Here is a 15,697-nt window from a genome sequence, read left to right as displayed (position 1 = left end):
TCACGCTTCCATCAACGGGACGTCTTTATCTATGCTCGAAGCTATGAGACGCGGCACCCAGACTTGGGTTGCCAAGCTGCTGTTCGGATTGCTGGTGCTGAGCTTTGCCATCTGGGGCATCAACGACGTCTTCCGGGGCTGGGGCCGTGGCGCCGTCGCCAAGGTCGGCGACACCTCGATCTCCGACGAAGAATTCCGCCGCGCCTACCAGAACGAGCTCGACCGCGTATCGCAGCAGGCCCGCCAGCGCATCACGGCCGAACAGGGCCGCGCCTTCGGTCTTGACCAGCGTGTGCTGGCGCAGATGCTCGGTGGCGCCGCCGTCGAAGCCCACGCCAAGAAGCTGGGCCTCGCCCTCTCCGACAAGACCCTGGTCGAAGGCGTCCAGTCGGACCCGGATTTCCAGGTCAACGGCAAATTCTCCAAGAACGATTTCGACGCGCTGCTGCGCCAGATCGGCATGTCAGAAGAAGGCTTCCTGAACCTGCGCCGCAAGGATGAGCTGCGCGCGGCGATCGTCCGGTCGCTGGTGACGGGCCAGACGGTGCCGAAGCCGCTTCTCGACCTCATGCACAATTACAACGACGAAAAGCGCGTCATCGAGTGGGTCAAGATCGATCCCGAGGCCGTGACTGTCGCGGAAGCCTCCGAGGACACGCTTAGAGAGGCCTACGACAAGGACAAGGCGAAATACATGACGCCCGAGTACCGCAAGGTGCAGGTGCTCACGCTCGGTATCGATGATCTCAAGAAGCAGATCACGATCACGGACGAAGAAATCGCCAAGTCCTATGAGGCGACCAAAGATACCTACGACAAGCCCGAAGAGCGGCGTATTCAGCAGATCGCCTTCAAGGACAAAGCGACGGCGGAAGCAGCGCTGAAGGATCTTCGCGACGGCAAGAAAACCTTCGGCGATGTTGCGAAGGAAGCCGGTGCGAAGGAAACCGACGTCGATCTCGGCCTTGTCGCCAAGAAGAACCTGATCGACCCCAAAATCGCCGACGTCGCCTTCTCGCTCGAGAAGGACAAGTTCTCCGACGTTGTCGAAGGCCGCTTCGCGACGGTCATCCTGCGCGTCACGCAAATCGATCCCGGCATCAAGCGCACGCTCGATGACGTGAAGGATCAGGTGCGCGACAAGCTTGCGACCGAGAAGGCCAGCTCCGAATTGCATAACAAGCACGACGAGGTCGAAGACAACCGCATCGCCGGCAAGACGCTGCAGGAGATCGCCGAAAGCTCGAAATTGACCTTCAAGGAAATCCCGGCGACGGACGCAACGGGCCTCGCGCCCGATGGCAAGCCCGTGATGGAAACGCCTGACCTTCGCAAGATTGTCGCCCGCGCGTTCGCACCCGACAACAGCTCGGACGACACCGCCATCGAACTCGCCGAAGGCGGCTACGCCTGGGTGAATGTGCTCTCCGCCGAGCCGCCCAAGCAGAAGCCGTTCGAAGAGGTGAAGGAGCAGGTGAAGAACGACTACACCACCTCCGAGCGTCACCGCCTGATTGACGAGCTTGCCAAGAAGCTCACCGACCGCGTCAACGCCGGCGAGCCAATGACCGCACTCGAAGCCGAAGCCAAGAACAAGGTCGAGAAGACAGAGCCTCTGACGCGCAAGACCCTGCCGCAGAGCCTATCGGAGGAGATCGTCGCACAGGCCTTTGCGGTGTCGAAAGGCAAGGCGGGTCATGGCGCCTCTCCCGATCGCTCGACGGACATCGTCTTCCAGGTGGCCGATGTGATCGCAGCGCCCGAAGCCTCGCTCACCGAGACCGACCAGCTGACCCGCGAACTCAACGCCGAACTCGCAAACCAGACGGTGACGGAATATACCGAAGCGCTGAAGAAGCGGTTCGGCGCAACCGTGAACGCTGCTGAGTTGAAGTCGGCCCTCGGCCTAAGCGAAGAGTGAAACTGACGTGACCGCCTCGACGGCAGCGCCGGCATCGGCCAAAACTTCGTCTGTCGGCTCCTCCTCCATTACAGAGGCGAGCACAAATTCAGGGCGCGCGGATATTTTTCCCGCGCCCGATCAGTTTGCGAAAATCTACGATGACGGCGCAGCCCAGGTTGTCTGGACGCGCCTCATCGCCGATTTGGAGACGCCCGTCTCGGCCTACCTGAAGCTCGGCGAGCAGCGCGCGATGAGCTTCCTCCTGGAATCAGTCGAAGGCGGATCGGCACGCGGCCGCTACTCCGTCATCGGCTTCGCGCCGGACCTGATCTGGAAGGCCAACGGCGACATCGCGGAGATCAACCGCGCACCGGAATTGGACGCTAACGCCTTCACGCGCGAGGACCGTCCCGCGCTGCAGTCGCTGCGCCACCTGCTCGCCGAAAGCACCATCGCACTTCCCGAAACGTTGCCCCCGATGGCAGCCGGAATTTTCGGTTATATGGGCTACGACACCGTGCGGCTGATCGAAAAGCTGCCGGAAATGAAGCCGGACGCGCTCGGCGTTCCCGACGCCATCCTGATCCGCCCGACGCTCATGCTCATCTTCGACAACGTCAAGGATGAAATGATCCTGGTGACGCCGGTGCGCCCGCGCGAGAACACCTCCGCTGCGGAAGCCTATGCGCAAGCGCAAGCTCGCATCGAAGGCGCCATCGCCGCGCTCGATACGCCCCTTCCCCGCGCCGTTCCCGCGCCGCAGCCCGCCCTTACGCTGCCGGAGCCGCAATCGAACACGTCGCCTGCCGACTACATGGAGATGGTCGCGAAGGCGAAGGAGTACATCAAGGCCGGCGACATCTTTCAGGTCGTGCTGTCTCAGCGCTTCTCGGCGCCGTTCGCCCTGCCCTCATTTGCGCTCTATCGCGCGCTGCGCCGGCTCAACCCCTCGCCCTTCCTGTTCCATCTGGACTTCGGCGACTTCCAGCTCGTTGGGTCTTCGCCCGAGATCCTCGTTCGCGCCCGCGACGGCGTCGTCACCATCCGGCCGATCGCCGGTACGGCCCGCCGTGGCGCAACCGAGGCCGAAGACAAGGAACTGGCGGCACGCCTCCTCGCCGATCCGAAGGAACGCTCCGAGCACCTGATGCTGCTCGATCTCGGCCGCAATGACGTCGGCCGCGTCTCCGAACCAGGCAGCGTCACCGTCACCGACAAATTCGTCATCGAGCGCTACAGCCACGTCATGCACATTGTCTCCAATGTGATCGGCAAGCTGGATGAGAAAAATCACGACGCGATCGACGCGCTCATGGCGGGCTTCCCCGCGGGCACCGTTTCCGGAGCGCCGAAGGTCCGAGCGATGGAAATCATCGCCGAAGTCGAAAAGGCCAAGCGCGGACCCTATGCGGGCTGCGTCGGCTACTTCTCGGCAAGCGGCGAGATGGACACCTGCATCGTGCTCCGGACGGCCATCCTCAAGGATGGCATGATCCACGTCCAAGCCGGGGCCGGCATCGTGCACGACAGCATTCCCGAGAACGAACAGCAGGAATGCATCAATAAGGCAAAAGCCGTCGTCCGCGCCGCCGAAGAAGCCGTCCGCTTCGCCTCGCGTTCATCCAACGCGCGCTGATCGGGGATGCTCCCCTGATCGATCAGCGGACCTTCGGCTGTGCGCGCCAGCGCTTGGCCCACGCCCGCTGCCAGGGCGACCACTTGGGCCGCCACAGCAGGCTGACGATGCTGTGCCAGAGCGCGTAAACCGGCAGCCAGAACAGCACCCGGATCGGCAGCACGCCGAGCGCGAAGACGACACGGCGGATCCGGTTTGATGCGGATGCCCCGTATTTCTGACTCCGCGCCTTAACCCACGTACGGACCTTCTCCTGCCCCAGCACGCGCTCGGCCACCCGCAACGCAACGAAGGCGATGACGGCGACCGGCAGCAAAAGCCAGAGCACAATCCAGAGAAGTTGCGTGAAAATCCACCAGACGATGCTGAGGAGAAGGCTCAAGAGCCAAAAAAGCGGTGCCAGTAGATAATCCATTGCGGATGGACCTTGTCATCACCGCAGCGCGAATCTATGGCCTATCGCTTAACGGCACCGACGGCCTGCTATAAGGTCCGTTCGTCGCGCAACGCCAGCCCAAGGCCGCAATGCTCTCTCTTGCCCTCCTCCGCCATGCCAAATCAAGCTGGGACGCGACGGACATCGACGATTTCGATCGTGCCCTGAATGAGCGGGGCCGGAACGCGGCGCCGGTGATGGGCGCGGCTCTGAAGGAACTCCAGTTCGCACCCGAGCGCATTCTCTGCTCTCCGGCCAAACGGACCCGGGAGACGCTGGCGCTGGTCCAGCCGTTCCTCAAAGACGGCGAAGTGACGTTTGACGAGCAGTTGTATCTTACGAGCCCGGATACGATTCTGGAGCGCCTGAAGGCCGTTCCTGTGGGCGTCAGCCGCGTCCTCGTCGTCGGCCACAACCCCGGTCTCCACAGCCTCGCCTTGATGCTAGCCGGCACGGGTGACGCGAAGTCGATCTCCAAGCTGGAAGACAAATTTCCGACCGGCGCACTTGCGGTCTTCTCCTTCCCCCAGGTCACCTGGCGCGACGTGGCGCCGGCCTCGGGCCACCTCGAAGCCTTTGTCACGCCCCGCGACCGCGCTTGAGGCGGCCAAACGGCGTGGCCGTTGAATCAAGCGCTTCCCGGGCCATATTTTCCGTGTCGCGGTGCGTCCAGGGTCTGCTAGAAGGGGCGTATTCCGCGCTTGAAGATGCGCGCGAGCAGACCAAGGGCCAACATGCTGATCCTGATCGATAACTACGATAGCTTCACCTACAATCTCGTCCATTATCTGGGTGAGCTCGGGGCCGAGAGCGTCGTCATTCGCAACGACAAGGTGACGGCCGAGGAAGTGCTCGCCATGAAGCCTCAGGCGATCGTCCTGTCGCCCGGACCCTGCACGCCCAACGAAGCCGGTGTCTGCCTCGATCTCATCAAGAAGGCGGGCGCCACGATCCCGCTGCTCGGCGTCTGCCTCGGCCATCAGTCCATCGGCCAGACCTACGGCGGCAACGTCGTTCGCGCGCCCACGCCCATGCACGGCAAGCTGTCTACGATTTCGAACACCGGCAAAGGCATCTTCAAGGGTCTTCCGCCGCGTTTCGACATCACGCGCTACCACTCCCTCATCGTCGACCGCGCCACGCTTCCCGAGTGCCTGGAAGTCACGGCCGAAACCGACGATGGCATCATCATGGGGCTGCAGCACAAGACGCATCCCGTCCATGGCGTTCAGTTCCACCCGGAAAGCATCGCCTCCGAGCAGGGCCACGCGCTGCTTGCCAACTTCCTTTCGCTGGCAGGCTTTGAGCCCAAAAGCCGTAAGGCAGCCTGAACCGTGACAACGACAGCAAACGTCGCCAATCCGGCGCGCGAATTGAAGAGCCTCATGAACCGCATCGCCGAAGGGGAAACCCTGGGCGACGAGGGCATGCAGCAGGCGCTCGATCTCCTGATGTCGGGCATCGCCCCATCGGTGGCGATGGGCGCATTCCTGATGGGCCTGCGCGTTCGCGGCGAGAAGACCGAGGAAATCACCGGCGCGGCGAAGTTCATGCGCGGACGCATGACGACGGTCGATGCGCCCCCCGGTGCCATCGACATCGTCGGCACGGGCGGCGACAGCCGCGGGACCTATAACATTTCGACCGCAGCCACGTTCGTTGCAGCCGGAGCCGGTGCCATCGTCGCCAAGCACGGCAATCGCGCCGTCACCTCGCTATCGGGAGCGTCCGACGTTCTAGCGGCCTTGGGCGTCAAACTCGACGTGCCGCCTGTTGTCGTATCGCTCGCGATTGCCGATGCGGGCGTCGGCTTCCTGTGGGCGCCGCTCTATCACCCGTCATTCAAGACCTGGGCGCCCATCCGCGCCGACTTGGGCCTGCGCACGATCTTCAATCTGCTTGGGCCTCTCTGCAATCCCGCTCGCGTTACGCGACAGGTGCTCGGCGTCTACGATGCCAAGCTCGTCCAACCGATTGCCGAAGTCTTGCGCAAGCTCGGCTCCGTTCACGCTTGGGTTGTCCATGGCGCCGATGGCATGGACGAGCTGACGACGACGGGCGTCACCCACGTCGCCGAATTGAAGGACGGCGATATCTTCGCCTTCGACCTGACGCCGGAAGACGCGGGCCTCCCCCGCAGCAACATGGAGGCGCTGAGAGGCGGCGATGCAGCAACCAACGCTGCTGCCATCCATGCGCTCCTGCAAGGCGAAACGGGTCCCTATCGCGACATCGTCGTTTTGAATGCCGCCGCAGCACTCATCGTGGCCGGTAAGGCCGACGGCCTCCCCGACGGCATCGAGAAGGCCGAAGCATCAATTGACAGTGGCCGCGCCGCGCGCGCCCTCGACAGGCTTGTCGCCGTCACCAACGAACGGGTTTGAAGATGGCGGACATCCTCGACAAGATCACAGCCTACAAACGCGAAGAGGTCGCCCGCGCCAAAGCGCTGAAGCCTTTGCGCGTAATTGCCGAATACGCGCGCTCGGCGCCAAAGGTCCGCTCCTTCGCGGGGGCCATCGAAGCCAAGCATGCGAAGAAGCAGCCAGCCCTCATCGCCGAGATCAAAAAGGCGTCGCCCTCGAAGGGATTGATCCGCGCCGATTTCGATCCACCCGCGCTCGCCAAAGCCTATGAGGCAGGCGGCGCGGCTTGCCTGTCGATCCTCACCGACCGTCCCTCGTTCCAGGGCGCACCGGAATTTTTGACCGCCGCACGCGAAGCCACATCGCTGCCCGTTCTGCGCAAGGACTTCATGATCGACACCTATCAGGTCGCCGAGGCCCGAGCCTGGGGCGCCGATTGCATCCTCATCATCCTTGCGGAAGTCGATGACGCGACCGCGCACGATCTCGCCGCCGCCGCCAACGACTGGGGCATGGATGCGATCGCCGAAGTCCACGACGCGGCCGAGTTGGAACGCGCGCTGAAACTCGATTGCCGCCTCATCGGCATCAACAATCGCAACCTCAAGACCTTCGAAGTGAAGCTCGAAACGACGGAAATTCTCGCACCCCAGGTACCGCCCGGCCGCATCGTTGTCGGCGAAAGCGGCATCTTCACGCCCGCCGACATGGCGCGCCTCTCGAAAGTCGGTGTCGAAACGTTCCTCGTGGGCGAAAGTCTGATGCGGCAAGCCGATGTGGCCGCCGCTACGAAGGCCCTTCTCCAGCCGGTAACCGCATCATGAGTGAGCTTTCCCACATCAACGAGAAGGGCGAAGCCCGGATGGTCGATGTCTCGCAGAAGCCGACCACCGCGCGCCGCGCCGTGGCCGAAGGCTTCATCGCGATGCGGCCGAGCACGCTCGAACTCGTCGAAAAGGGCGAGGCGCACAAAGGCGACGTCATTGGCACCGCCCGTATCGCCGGCATCATGGCGGCCAAGCGCACGCACGAACTGATTCCGCTCTGCCATCCCTTAGCGATCACCAAAGCGACCGTCGATTTCGCACTCAGCCAATCGCCGCCCGGCATCCGTGTGACGGCGGAAGTGAAAGTCTCGAGCCAGACCGGCGTCGAGATGGAAGCGCTAACCGCCGTATCGGTCGCCTGCCTCACGCTCTACGACATGCTCAAGGCGGCGGATAAATCCATGGTGATCGAGGGCATTCGCCTCATTGCCAAGGACGGCGGCAAATCCGGCGTCTACCGTGCTGCAGAGCGCCCCGGAGGCGCCTGATACATGGCGCTGCTGCCCGTCGCAGATGCGCTGAAGCGCATCCTGGAGTCCGCCGCAACGCTGGAAACGGAAGACGTCGATCTTCTCCACGCACGCGGCCGCACCCTTGCTGCGCCGGTTGTTTCCAAGCTCGACAATCCCCCCTTCGACGCCTCCGCGATGGACGGTTACGCCGTCCACGCCGAAGACGTCGCCAACGTTCCGGCTCACCTGACCGTCATCGGCGAAGCGGGCGCCGGCCGGCCGTTCGGCGGCACGCTGAAGAATGGCGAAGCCGTACGCATTTTCACGGGCGGCCAACTGCCTGCCGGCGCTGACGCCGTCGTCATCCAGGAAAACGTCGATGCAGCGGGCGCGGCCATCACCGTGCGCGAGACGGCTAAAACCGGCGCCAACATCCGGCCGCAAGGAGAAGACTTCAGGACCGGCGAGACGCTTCTCGAACCTGGCCGCTTGCTGACCGCGCGAGACGTGCTGATTGGCGCATCCTGCGGTCACGGGAAGTTGCCCGTCGTGCGCAAGCCCGTGGTCGCAATTCTATCGACCGGCGATGAACTTGTTCTCCCCGGAACTCCGCTCGGGCCGGGGCAGATCTCGTCGTCGAACGCCTACGGCCTCGCAGCCGTCATCGAAGCCGCCGGCGGCGAAGCGCGCATTCTCGGCATTGCACGTGATACAATGGCGTCGCTTGAAGAGTGCATCGCCGCGTCAGACGGCGCCGACATTCTCGTGACGAGCGGCGGCGCGTCGGTGGGCGATCACGATCTCGTCCGCCCCGCCCTCGAAAAGGCAGGCGCCAAGCTCGAGTTCTATAAAATCGCGATGCGCCCCGGAAAACCGCTGTTCTTCGGACTGCGCGCGGCCGCTGGCAAAACGCAATACTGCATCGGCTTGCCGGGCAATCCCGTGTCGTCGATGATCTGCGCACGCGTATTCCTCGTGCCGCTGATCGGACGCCTCCTCGGACGCGAAACCGCGTTCGAAGCCGTCGAAGCCGTGCTCGCCGAACCGCTCGCCGCAAACGGCCCCCGCCAGCACTACATGCGAGGACTGCTCGACACGTCCGCCGCTCCGCCGCGCGTGACGCCGTTCAAGAACCAGGACAGTGGGTTGATCAAATCCCTGCAGCGCGCCGATTGTCTTGTAGTAATCCCGGCGAACGCACCCGCCCAAGACGCCGGAACGCCGGTACAGGTGCTGAAGCTCGATATTTGAGGCAGCCTCGACAGGCATCCCGGGGTGCCTCAGCGGCGCACAATCGCGTTACGACGCATGCGAACCAATTCGCGGGTTTTCCCGTGATAGTGGCGCGAATATCCATAATCAGCACAGGAACATTTAAGCCAGCCGCGGCGTTTCGCGATCTCTGCACTTAAGGGTCAAGGGGCGACGCACAATGCTTATCCATGTGGGTTATGATATCGGCTTGCAACTCCATGCGCCGACCCCGCTTCTTCTGCTTCTCGATGTCCACCCGAGCCGCCGCCGCGATATCGTCTATGAAGACGTGCGGAACGAGCCAGATATTCCGGTCGAGCACGGCCTCGATCTCTATGGAAACCGGACGCAGCGCCTCATCGCACAGCCGGGATCATTGAAGCTGAGCTATCGCGCCGTCGTGCGCGACTCCGGCGTTCCCGAAGAGCAGCCCTGGAACGCGCGGGAAATTCCGGTGGCCGAGCTGCCGAATTCCGCCATGCATTTCCTCAGCGGCAGCCGCTATTGCGAGACCGACGAGCTGACGCCGCTCGCCTGGCAGCTCTTCGGCAACGTTGAGCCGGGCTTCGCCCGCGTCAAAGCCATCTGCGATTTCGTGCACAACCACATCAAATTCGACTATCAGGCCGCCCGTTCGACCCGCACCGCCGCAGAAGCCTATCAAGAACGCACCGGCGTCTGCCGCGACTTCGCCCACTTGGCGATTGCGTTCTGCCGCTGCCTGAACATCCCGGCAGCCTACGTCAACGGCTACCTGGGCGACATCGGCGTGCCGGCCGATCCGGCGCCAATGGATTTCAGCGCCTGGTTCGAAGCCTACATCGACCATCGCTGGGTGACGTTCGACGCTCGGCACAACATCCCGCGCACCGGCCGCGTCGTGATCGCGCGCGGACGCGATGCGGCCGACGTGGCGATGATCACCTCGTTCGGCCAGCATTACCTGAGCGAATTCAAAGTCGTCTGCGAGGAAGTTAATCCCCAGCGCGCCCAGCAACTGACGTCCCGGGCGGCCTGACGGTAAGGGGCGAGACGCGAGGGACGCTTAGTCCTTCGCGCGTTCGACGTAGGAGCCGTCCGCCGTCATGACGACGACGCGCGTACCAGCACCGATGTGCGGCGGCACCATCACGCGGGCGCCGTTCGAAAGCTTTGCCGGCTTATACGACGACGACGCCGTCTGGCCTTTAACGACCGGGTCGGCTTCCACGATTTCGAGCGTCACGCGGGCGGGCAGTTCGATCGAGATCGGGTTGCCTTCGTGCAGCGACACGAGGCACGTCATGCCTTCCTGCAGCCACTGGCCCTGGTCGCCGACAACGTCCTTCGAAATGGTGATCTGGTCGAAGGTCTCGGGCTGCATGAAGTTGTAGCCCATGTCGTCTTCGTAGAGGAAATTGTAGTCTTTTTCATCGAGATAAGCGCGCTCGACCTGGTCGGTCGTGCGGTAGCGCTCAACGACCTTGACGCCGTCCGCGATGCGCCGCATTTCGAGATGGGTGACAGGAGTACCCTTGCCCGGATGGATGTTTTCAGCGTGCATGACGACAGCAAGCCTGCCGTCGAGATCGAGCACGTTGCCTTTACGAACCGAGCTTGCAATAACCTTCACCACGTAACGTCTCCGATCTTGAATTTCATGCGCTAAAGCCGCCTCGTGGGACGGCCGGCCGGCGGAAGCCTTCAGGGAATCTGTCGCGTCTCATACCCGCTAAGTTCTTTGCCGCCAAGTGCGGCAACCCTGTGCTGAACCCTCAACTTGTACGAATGTCGCAGCTTTCTCCCTGGTGGCGACCTGATCGCCATGCCGACCGCAGGCCATTCCTCATTGGCCGGAGCCGCATCAAGGCCGCGATAAGAAGTTGGTTTCTTTCGCAAGGCTTTCTCGAAGTCGAACCGGGCCTGTTGCAGGTTTCCCCCGGTAACGAGACACATCTGCATGCCTTCCGCACGGACCTGATCCAGACTGATCTTGGGCGTCGAGAGCTTTATCTGCACACCTCCCCTGAGTTCGCGATGAAAAAGCTTCTCGCGGCGGGGGAGACGAAAATATTCGCGTTCGCACCCGTCTTCCGCAATCGCGAGCAGGGAAACCTGCATGCACCCGAATTCACGATGCTCGAATGGTATCGGGCGAACGAGCCCTACCAGACACTGTGGGAAGACTGCGCCGCTATTCTGCGGATCGCCGCCGAGGCGACGGGACATACGCCATGGAGCTTCCGCAACAAGACGTGTGATCCCCACGCGATCTTCGATCACCTCACACTAGATCAGGCGTTCGCGAGGTTCGCCAACGTCGCTTTGAAGGGCGCGACCCGCGAAGAGCTTCTGCAGCGCGCAGAAGCCCAAGGCATCCGTTGCGAGAGCGACGACACTTGGACGGACATCTTCAGCCGCGTCCTCGTCGAGAAGATCGAACCCTTTCTCGGCTCACCCGTCCCCACTGTTCTTTACGAATATCCCGTTGAGGAAGCCGCCTTCGCCCGCCCCGTGCCGAACGATCCCGCGGTCGCCGAACGGTTCGAGCTCTATGCCTGCGGCGTCGAGCTGGCGAACGGCTTCGGCGAATTGACCGACGCCGCCGAGCAGCGCCGCCGGTTCGAAGCCTGGATGGATCAGAAGCAGCGCATCTACGGCGAGCGCTATCCGATTGATGAGGACTTTCTGGCAGCCCTCGCTCACATGCCGCCGGCATCGGGATGCGCGCTTGGCTTCGACCGTCTCGCCATGCTTGCAACGGGCGCCGAGCGGGTCGATCAAGTCATCTGGACGCCATTGACCTTGGGCGACAGCAGGGAGTGAGCACGATGTCAGACGACACGCATACAGGCGGGTGCCAATGCGGAGCGATCCGCTTTCGCATCGAAGGCGCGCTGACAGAGGCGTCGGTCTGCCACTGCCGCATGTGCCAGAAGGCATTCGGCGCGTTCTACGCGCCCCTCGTCAGCGTACGCGACGCCAAACTCGTCTGGACGCGTGGAGAGCCTAAGAAATTCCAATCGTCGAATGCCGTCGCTCGCGGGTTCTGCGCCGATTGCGGCACGCCGCTCACCTATGAAGCACCCGACGGCATCGCGCTGGCCATCGGAGCATTCGACAACCCGGCAAACCTCGCACCCAAGGTCCAGTGGGGCGTCGAAGCGAAGCTTGCCTTTACGGACACCATTCCGAGCCTGCCGCAGCACGACACACTCGCAGACGGAAACGCGGGAACCTTCCTGAAGACGCTGGTTTCCTATCAGCACCCCGATCGCGACACGGATGTTTGGCCGCCTAAATGACACTCATCGAACGCAAGCTGACCTCTGTCGATGATCTGATCGCCGCCGAACTTGCGTCCGAGAATGCGCGCGCTGCCTTGACCGCCGTCTCCGCCCGCTACGCCATTGCGCTGACGCCCGTCATCGCCAACCTCATCAACCCAGCTGACGTCGACGATCCAATCGCGCGCCAGTTTGTTCCAAGCGAAAGGGAACTTGGCACCCATCCGCGCGAAGTCGCCGATCCGATTGGGGATCACCTGAAAAGCCCCGCGCCCGGCATTGTCCACCGCTACGCCGACCGCGTGCTTCTGAAAATCGCAAGCGTTTGCCCGGTTTACTGCCGCTTCTGCTTCCGCCGCGAAATGGTCGGCCCCCAGAACGGCGAAGCCCTCTCGGCTGAAGATCTGGCGGCGGCGCTGGACTACATCGCCGCCAATCCGAACATCTGGGAAGTGATCCTGACAGGCGGCGATCCCCTCGTCCTCTCGCCCCGCCGTATACGCGACGTCACCACGGCGCTATCGGCCATCCCGCACGTCAAGATCTTGCGATGGCACACGCGCGTCCCCGTCGTCGATCCTCAGCGTGTGAATGACGATCTCGTTGCCGCGCTCAAAGCCACAACGAAAACGGTTTTCGTCGGCCTGCACACCAACCACGTCCGCGAACTCGAGGGTCCGGCAACCACTGCGATTGCGCGCCTTGCCGATGCGGGCCTGCCGCTCGTCAGCCAGACGGTCCTGCTGAAAGGCATCAACGACAGCGTCGAGGCACTCGAGGCCCTGATGCGCCGCCTCGTCGAACTGCGGGTGAAGCCCTACTACCTCCACCACGGCGACCTCGCGCCCGGCACCGCCCACTTCCGCACGACCATCGCCGAAGGCCGCGCGCTGATGGCCGGTCTGCGCCAGAGGCTCTCAGGTCTGGCCCTCCCGACCTACGTTCTCGATCTCCCCGGTGCCTTCGGCAAGGTGCCGATCGAGCGTCACTCGGCGGCCGGCGCGGACGGCGCTGAAATTTTTTCCGACCGCAATGGCCGCGCTCATCGCTACGAAGACGCCTGCGCCGCCCCGGAAATTCCATAACTCGGGCGAGCCCTCCCGCGCTGAACGCCATTTCGGCGGGAAAAATCGCCTGCCCCCAGGCCACTTAAAGCTCAGACCAGCCAAGGCTTATTTCGATTGGACGCACCCCCATTTCGATGTCAGATTGTCGCGAGACAAAACAGCCGATCAACGGCTGACATCGACTGGAGAGGAATGAATGAACATCGAACCGGCCCGCGAGAAATTCTTTGGTGCATGTCCGCACGATTGTCCGGACACCTGCTCGATGATCTACGAAGTCCAGGATGGCCGGCTTGTCGAGGTGCGCGGCAACAAGGAACACCCGTTCACGCGCGGCGGCCTCTGCGTGAAGCTGAAGGACTTCGCCCAGCACCACGCCAATCCCGATCGGCTGATGTATCCGCTCCGCCGCGTTGGCCCCAAGGGCTCAGGCCCGAACGGCGGCAACAATTTCGAACGAATCACGTGGGATGAAGCGATCTCCGAGATCGGCCGGCGCTGGCGCGAGATCATCGCGACCTACGGCGCGCAAGCCATCATGCCCCAAAGCTATCTCGGCAACATGGGCCTCGTGCAGGGCATCAACTCCGGCGACCCATTCTTCAATCGCCTGGGCTCCACGGTGAACGAGAAGACCTACTGCACGTCGGGCTCCTCGACCGCATGGCTGCTGACGCACGGGCCCACGGGTGGCGTCGATCCGGAAAGCTTCGTCCACTGCAAGTACATCGTGATCTGGGCGTGCAACTCGATCTCGACCAACCTGCACCATTGGCCGTTCGTGCTCGAAGCCCAGCGCCGTGGCGCCAAGATCGTCGTCGTCGATTCCTACAAGTCCCGCACCGCCAAGGCCGCCGACTGGCACATCTGCCCGAAGCCCGGCACGGACGGCGCCCTCGCACTCGGCATCATCAATTCGATGGTCGAGCAAGGCCTGGTCGACCAGGACTACGTCGACAATTACACGCACGGCTTCCCTGAGCTGAAGGAACGCGCCGCAGAATTCACGCCCGAATACGTCGAGCGCGTCACCGGCGTCAAAGCGGCCGACGTCGCCACGTTCGCCCGCGAATTCGCAACCTCGCAGCCGTCCGCCATCCGCATCGGCGTCGCCATCGAGCGCTCAGCCGGCGGCGCGCAGGCGGCCCGTGCCGTCTACGCAATTCCCGCTGTCTGCGGTTCCTGGCGCCACGTCGGCGGCGGCATGCTGCAGCTGCCGCTGTGGGACTTCCCCGTCGATTGGGTGAAGGCCGCGCGGCCCGACTGGATCAAGCCCGGTACGCGCGTCGTCAACAATCTGCGGCTCGGCCAGGCGCTCACCGGCGAAATGAAGCTCGATCCGCCGATCATGAGCATGTTCGTCTTCTGCACGAACCCGGTCAGCCAATCGCCCGAGACCAACAAGATCGTCGAAGGCCTGAAGCGCGAAGACCTGTTCACGGTCGTTGCCGAACACTTCATCACGGACACGGCGAAATACGCCGACATCATCCTCCCGTCTGCGATGGCGGGCGAGGCCGAGGACATGATGTGGTCGTGGGGCCACTTCTACCTGACGTACAATGAGAAGGCCGTCGATCCGCCGGGCGAATGCAAGCCGACGAGCGAGATGTGGCGCCTGCTCGCCAAGGAGATGGGCTTCGACGACCCCGTCTTCAAAATGACCGACAGCGAACTGTGCGCTGCCTACATCAACTGGGAAGACCCGAAGATGAGCGGCGTCGGCATGGACTACTTCAAGGAGCACGGCTACTTCAAAATCGACGTGGGCTCCGCCGATACGCGCGCGCCCCACGCTGAAGGCAAGTTCCCAACACCGTCCGGCAAGGTCGAGTTCCTGCTGCACGACGCCAAGAACTTCGTCGCCGGCCCCTTCCGCGCCATGTACGAGGGCGAGCAGTCGGGCGAACCCGTCGATCCGCTGCCAGGCTACGTCGCGCCGCGCGAAACGGCGGAAGCCGATCCCGCCCGCGCCAAGCTCTACTCGCTCAACATCATCTCGCCGAAGAGCCACGCGTTCCTGAACTCGTGCTACGCCAACGAGCCGCACAAGATCAAAATCCAAGGCGAGCAGTTCGTCATGATCTCGCCGCGCGATGCGGTCCGCCGCTCGGTGCGCGATGGCGATCCGGTCCGCGTCTATAACGATCGCGGCGATTTCGAAGGCGTCGCCCGCGTGACTGATGATGTGCCGGATGGCGTCGTCGTCGCCACGCTCGGCTACTGGCGTTCGCTCAACCGCTCGGATGGGTCGGTCAACTCGATCTCGTCCGACGCCTGGAGCGGACTCGGCCGGGCGCCGACGTACTCGGATAACTTGGTCGAGGTCGTGCGCGTGAACTGATCCGCAGACCGCCTGCAAATAGAAAACAGGTCTGCACGACGCCAAGTTGTGCAGACCGCTGTTCCCTGGGTGACAGCTCCAGGTAGACCATCGCGCTATACATGCCGGTGAACTTAAGGCCGGCGTGCCTCACGGAGCTTCCGATC

Annotated in this window: 15 protein-coding genes; 13 read left to right on the top strand and 2 right to left on the bottom strand. The window is 63.1% G+C overall.

Features of this window, described 5'->3' with window-relative positions; translation table 11 throughout:
- Positions 1-43 precede the first annotated feature (43 nt).
- Positions 44-1,921 carry a peptidylprolyl isomerase gene (locus tag VFG26_RS00780; RefSeq protein ID WP_325021218.1) on the top strand — a complete coding sequence of 626 codons (1,878 nt, stop codon included), beginning with the start codon at positions 44-46 and terminating at the stop codon, positions 1,919-1,921.
- A gap of 103 nt (positions 1,922-2,024) precedes the next feature.
- Positions 2,025-3,539, top strand: coding sequence for an anthranilate synthase component I (trpE, locus tag VFG26_RS00775; RefSeq protein ID WP_325021992.1), 1,515 nt, complete (start codon positions 2,025-2,027; stop codon positions 3,537-3,539).
- Between the two features lie 22 nt (positions 3,540-3,561).
- Here the strand turns inward: trpE and VFG26_RS00770 are convergent, their stop codons facing one another.
- On the bottom strand, positions 3,562-3,954 hold the full coding sequence (locus VFG26_RS00770; RefSeq protein WP_325021216.1) for a hypothetical protein: 393 nt from the start codon (positions 3,952-3,954) through the stop codon (positions 3,562-3,564).
- 110 nt (positions 3,955-4,064) lie between these two features.
- Between VFG26_RS00770 and VFG26_RS00765 the strand changes: the two genes are divergently transcribed.
- The 7 genes from VFG26_RS00765 (at position 4,065) to VFG26_RS00735 (ending at position 9,892) form a co-directional block, all read left to right on the top strand.
- On the top strand, positions 4,065-4,577 hold the full coding sequence (locus VFG26_RS00765) for a histidine phosphatase family protein (protein ID WP_325021214.1): 513 nt from the start codon (positions 4,065-4,067) through the stop codon (positions 4,575-4,577).
- 132 nt (positions 4,578-4,709) lie between these two features.
- Positions 4,710-5,306: an aminodeoxychorismate/anthranilate synthase component II gene (locus VFG26_RS00760; protein ID WP_325021213.1), complete on the top strand. Its 597-nt coding sequence runs from the start codon at positions 4,710-4,712 to the stop codon at positions 5,304-5,306.
- A 54-nt stretch (positions 5,307-5,360) separates the two neighbouring features.
- Positions 5,361-6,359, top strand: coding sequence for an anthranilate phosphoribosyltransferase (gene trpD, locus VFG26_RS00755; protein WP_325021990.1), 999 nt, complete (start codon positions 5,361-5,363; stop codon positions 6,357-6,359).
- A gap of 2 nt (positions 6,360-6,361) precedes the next feature.
- Positions 6,362-7,165 (top strand): indole-3-glycerol phosphate synthase TrpC, encoded by an 804-nt coding sequence (trpC, locus tag VFG26_RS00750; RefSeq protein WP_325021211.1) that lies wholly within the window; start codon positions 6,362-6,364, stop codon positions 7,163-7,165.
- On the top strand, positions 7,162-7,656 hold the full coding sequence (gene moaC / locus VFG26_RS00745; RefSeq protein ID WP_325021209.1) for a cyclic pyranopterin monophosphate synthase MoaC: 495 nt from the start codon (positions 7,162-7,164) through the stop codon (positions 7,654-7,656). The genes trpC and moaC overlap by 4 nt, the downstream gene beginning before the upstream one ends.
- Positions 7,657-7,659: 3 nt before the next feature.
- Entirely contained in the window at positions 7,660-8,871 is a 1,212-nt protein-coding gene (glp, locus tag VFG26_RS00740; protein WP_325021206.1) for a gephyrin-like molybdotransferase Glp, read from the top strand.
- A 181-nt stretch (positions 8,872-9,052) separates the two neighbouring features.
- Positions 9,053-9,892: a transglutaminase family protein gene (locus VFG26_RS00735; RefSeq protein ID WP_325021204.1), complete on the top strand. Its 840-nt coding sequence runs from the start codon at positions 9,053-9,055 to the stop codon at positions 9,890-9,892.
- Positions 9,893-9,919: 27 nt separating this feature from the next.
- Here the strand turns inward: VFG26_RS00735 and efp are convergent, their stop codons facing one another.
- Positions 9,920-10,489 carry an elongation factor P gene (gene efp, locus VFG26_RS00730; RefSeq protein ID WP_325021202.1) on the bottom strand — a complete coding sequence of 190 codons (570 nt, stop codon included), beginning with the start codon at positions 10,487-10,489 and terminating at the stop codon, positions 9,920-9,922.
- Positions 10,490-10,641: 152 nt separating this feature from the next.
- On the opposite strand from efp, the gene epmA reads away from it, so the two are divergent.
- From epmA to VFG26_RS00710, 4 genes are all read left to right on the top strand, one after another.
- Complete coding sequence (epmA, locus tag VFG26_RS00725) at positions 10,642-11,679, top strand: EF-P lysine aminoacylase EpmA (protein WP_325021200.1); 1,038 nt, start codon at positions 10,642-10,644, stop codon at positions 11,677-11,679.
- Between the two features lie 5 nt (positions 11,680-11,684).
- The gene (locus tag VFG26_RS00720; protein WP_325021198.1) at positions 11,685-12,158 is read left to right on the top strand and encodes a GFA family protein; all 474 of its coding nucleotides are present in this window, start codon (positions 11,685-11,687) and stop codon (positions 12,156-12,158) included.
- Positions 12,155-13,225, top strand: a complete 1,071-nt coding sequence (locus tag VFG26_RS00715; protein WP_325021196.1) for a lysine-2,3-aminomutase-like protein — start codon at positions 12,155-12,157, stop codon at positions 13,223-13,225. Before VFG26_RS00720 ends, VFG26_RS00715 begins: the two co-directional genes overlap by 4 nt.
- Positions 13,226-13,403: 178 nt before the next feature.
- Positions 13,404-15,551, top strand: coding sequence for a molybdopterin oxidoreductase family protein (locus VFG26_RS00710; RefSeq protein WP_325021194.1), 2,148 nt, complete (start codon positions 13,404-13,406; stop codon positions 15,549-15,551).
- Positions 15,552-15,697: the final 146 nt, after the last annotated feature.

The sequence above is a fragment of the Hyphomicrobium sp. genome (assembly GCF_035687085.1).
Classification (GTDB): domain Bacteria; phylum Pseudomonadota; class Alphaproteobacteria; order Rhizobiales; family Hyphomicrobiaceae; genus Hyphomicrobium_B.
Note: the sequence above shows the minus strand (reverse complement) of the source record. Positions and strands in the feature narration are given on the sequence as shown.

Bases quoted from the DNA above. Each gene is read 5' to 3' on its own strand.
- VFG26_RS00780 (WP_325021218.1), top strand. From the start codon at position 44: ATGAGACGCGGCACCCAGACTTGGGTTGCCAAGCTGCTGTTCGGATTG.
- VFG26_RS00770 (WP_325021216.1), bottom strand. From the start codon at position 3,954: ATGGATTATCTACTGGCACCGCTTTTTTGGCTCTTGAGCCTTCTCCTC.
- VFG26_RS00765 (WP_325021214.1), top strand. From the start codon at position 4,065: ATGCTCTCTCTTGCCCTCCTCCGCCATGCCAAATCAAGCTGGGACGCG.
- VFG26_RS00760 (WP_325021213.1), top strand. From the start codon at position 4,710: ATGCTGATCCTGATCGATAACTACGATAGCTTCACCTACAATCTCGTC.
- trpD (WP_325021990.1), top strand. From the start codon at position 5,361: ATGAACCGCATCGCCGAAGGGGAAACCCTGGGCGACGAGGGCATGCAG.
- trpC (WP_325021211.1), top strand. From the start codon at position 6,362: ATGGCGGACATCCTCGACAAGATCACAGCCTACAAACGCGAAGAGGTC.
- moaC (WP_325021209.1), top strand. From the start codon at position 7,162: ATGAGTGAGCTTTCCCACATCAACGAGAAGGGCGAAGCCCGGATGGTC.
- glp (WP_325021206.1), top strand. From the start codon at position 7,660: ATGGCGCTGCTGCCCGTCGCAGATGCGCTGAAGCGCATCCTGGAGTCC.
- VFG26_RS00735 (WP_325021204.1), top strand. From the start codon at position 9,053: ATGCTTATCCATGTGGGTTATGATATCGGCTTGCAACTCCATGCGCCG.
- epmA (WP_325021200.1), top strand. From the start codon at position 10,642: ATGTCGCAGCTTTCTCCCTGGTGGCGACCTGATCGCCATGCCGACCGC.
- VFG26_RS00720 (WP_325021198.1), top strand. From the start codon at position 11,685: ATGTCAGACGACACGCATACAGGCGGGTGCCAATGCGGAGCGATCCGC.
- VFG26_RS00715 (WP_325021196.1), top strand. From the start codon at position 12,155: ATGACACTCATCGAACGCAAGCTGACCTCTGTCGATGATCTGATCGCC.
- VFG26_RS00710 (WP_325021194.1), top strand. From the start codon at position 13,404: ATGAACATCGAACCGGCCCGCGAGAAATTCTTTGGTGCATGTCCGCAC.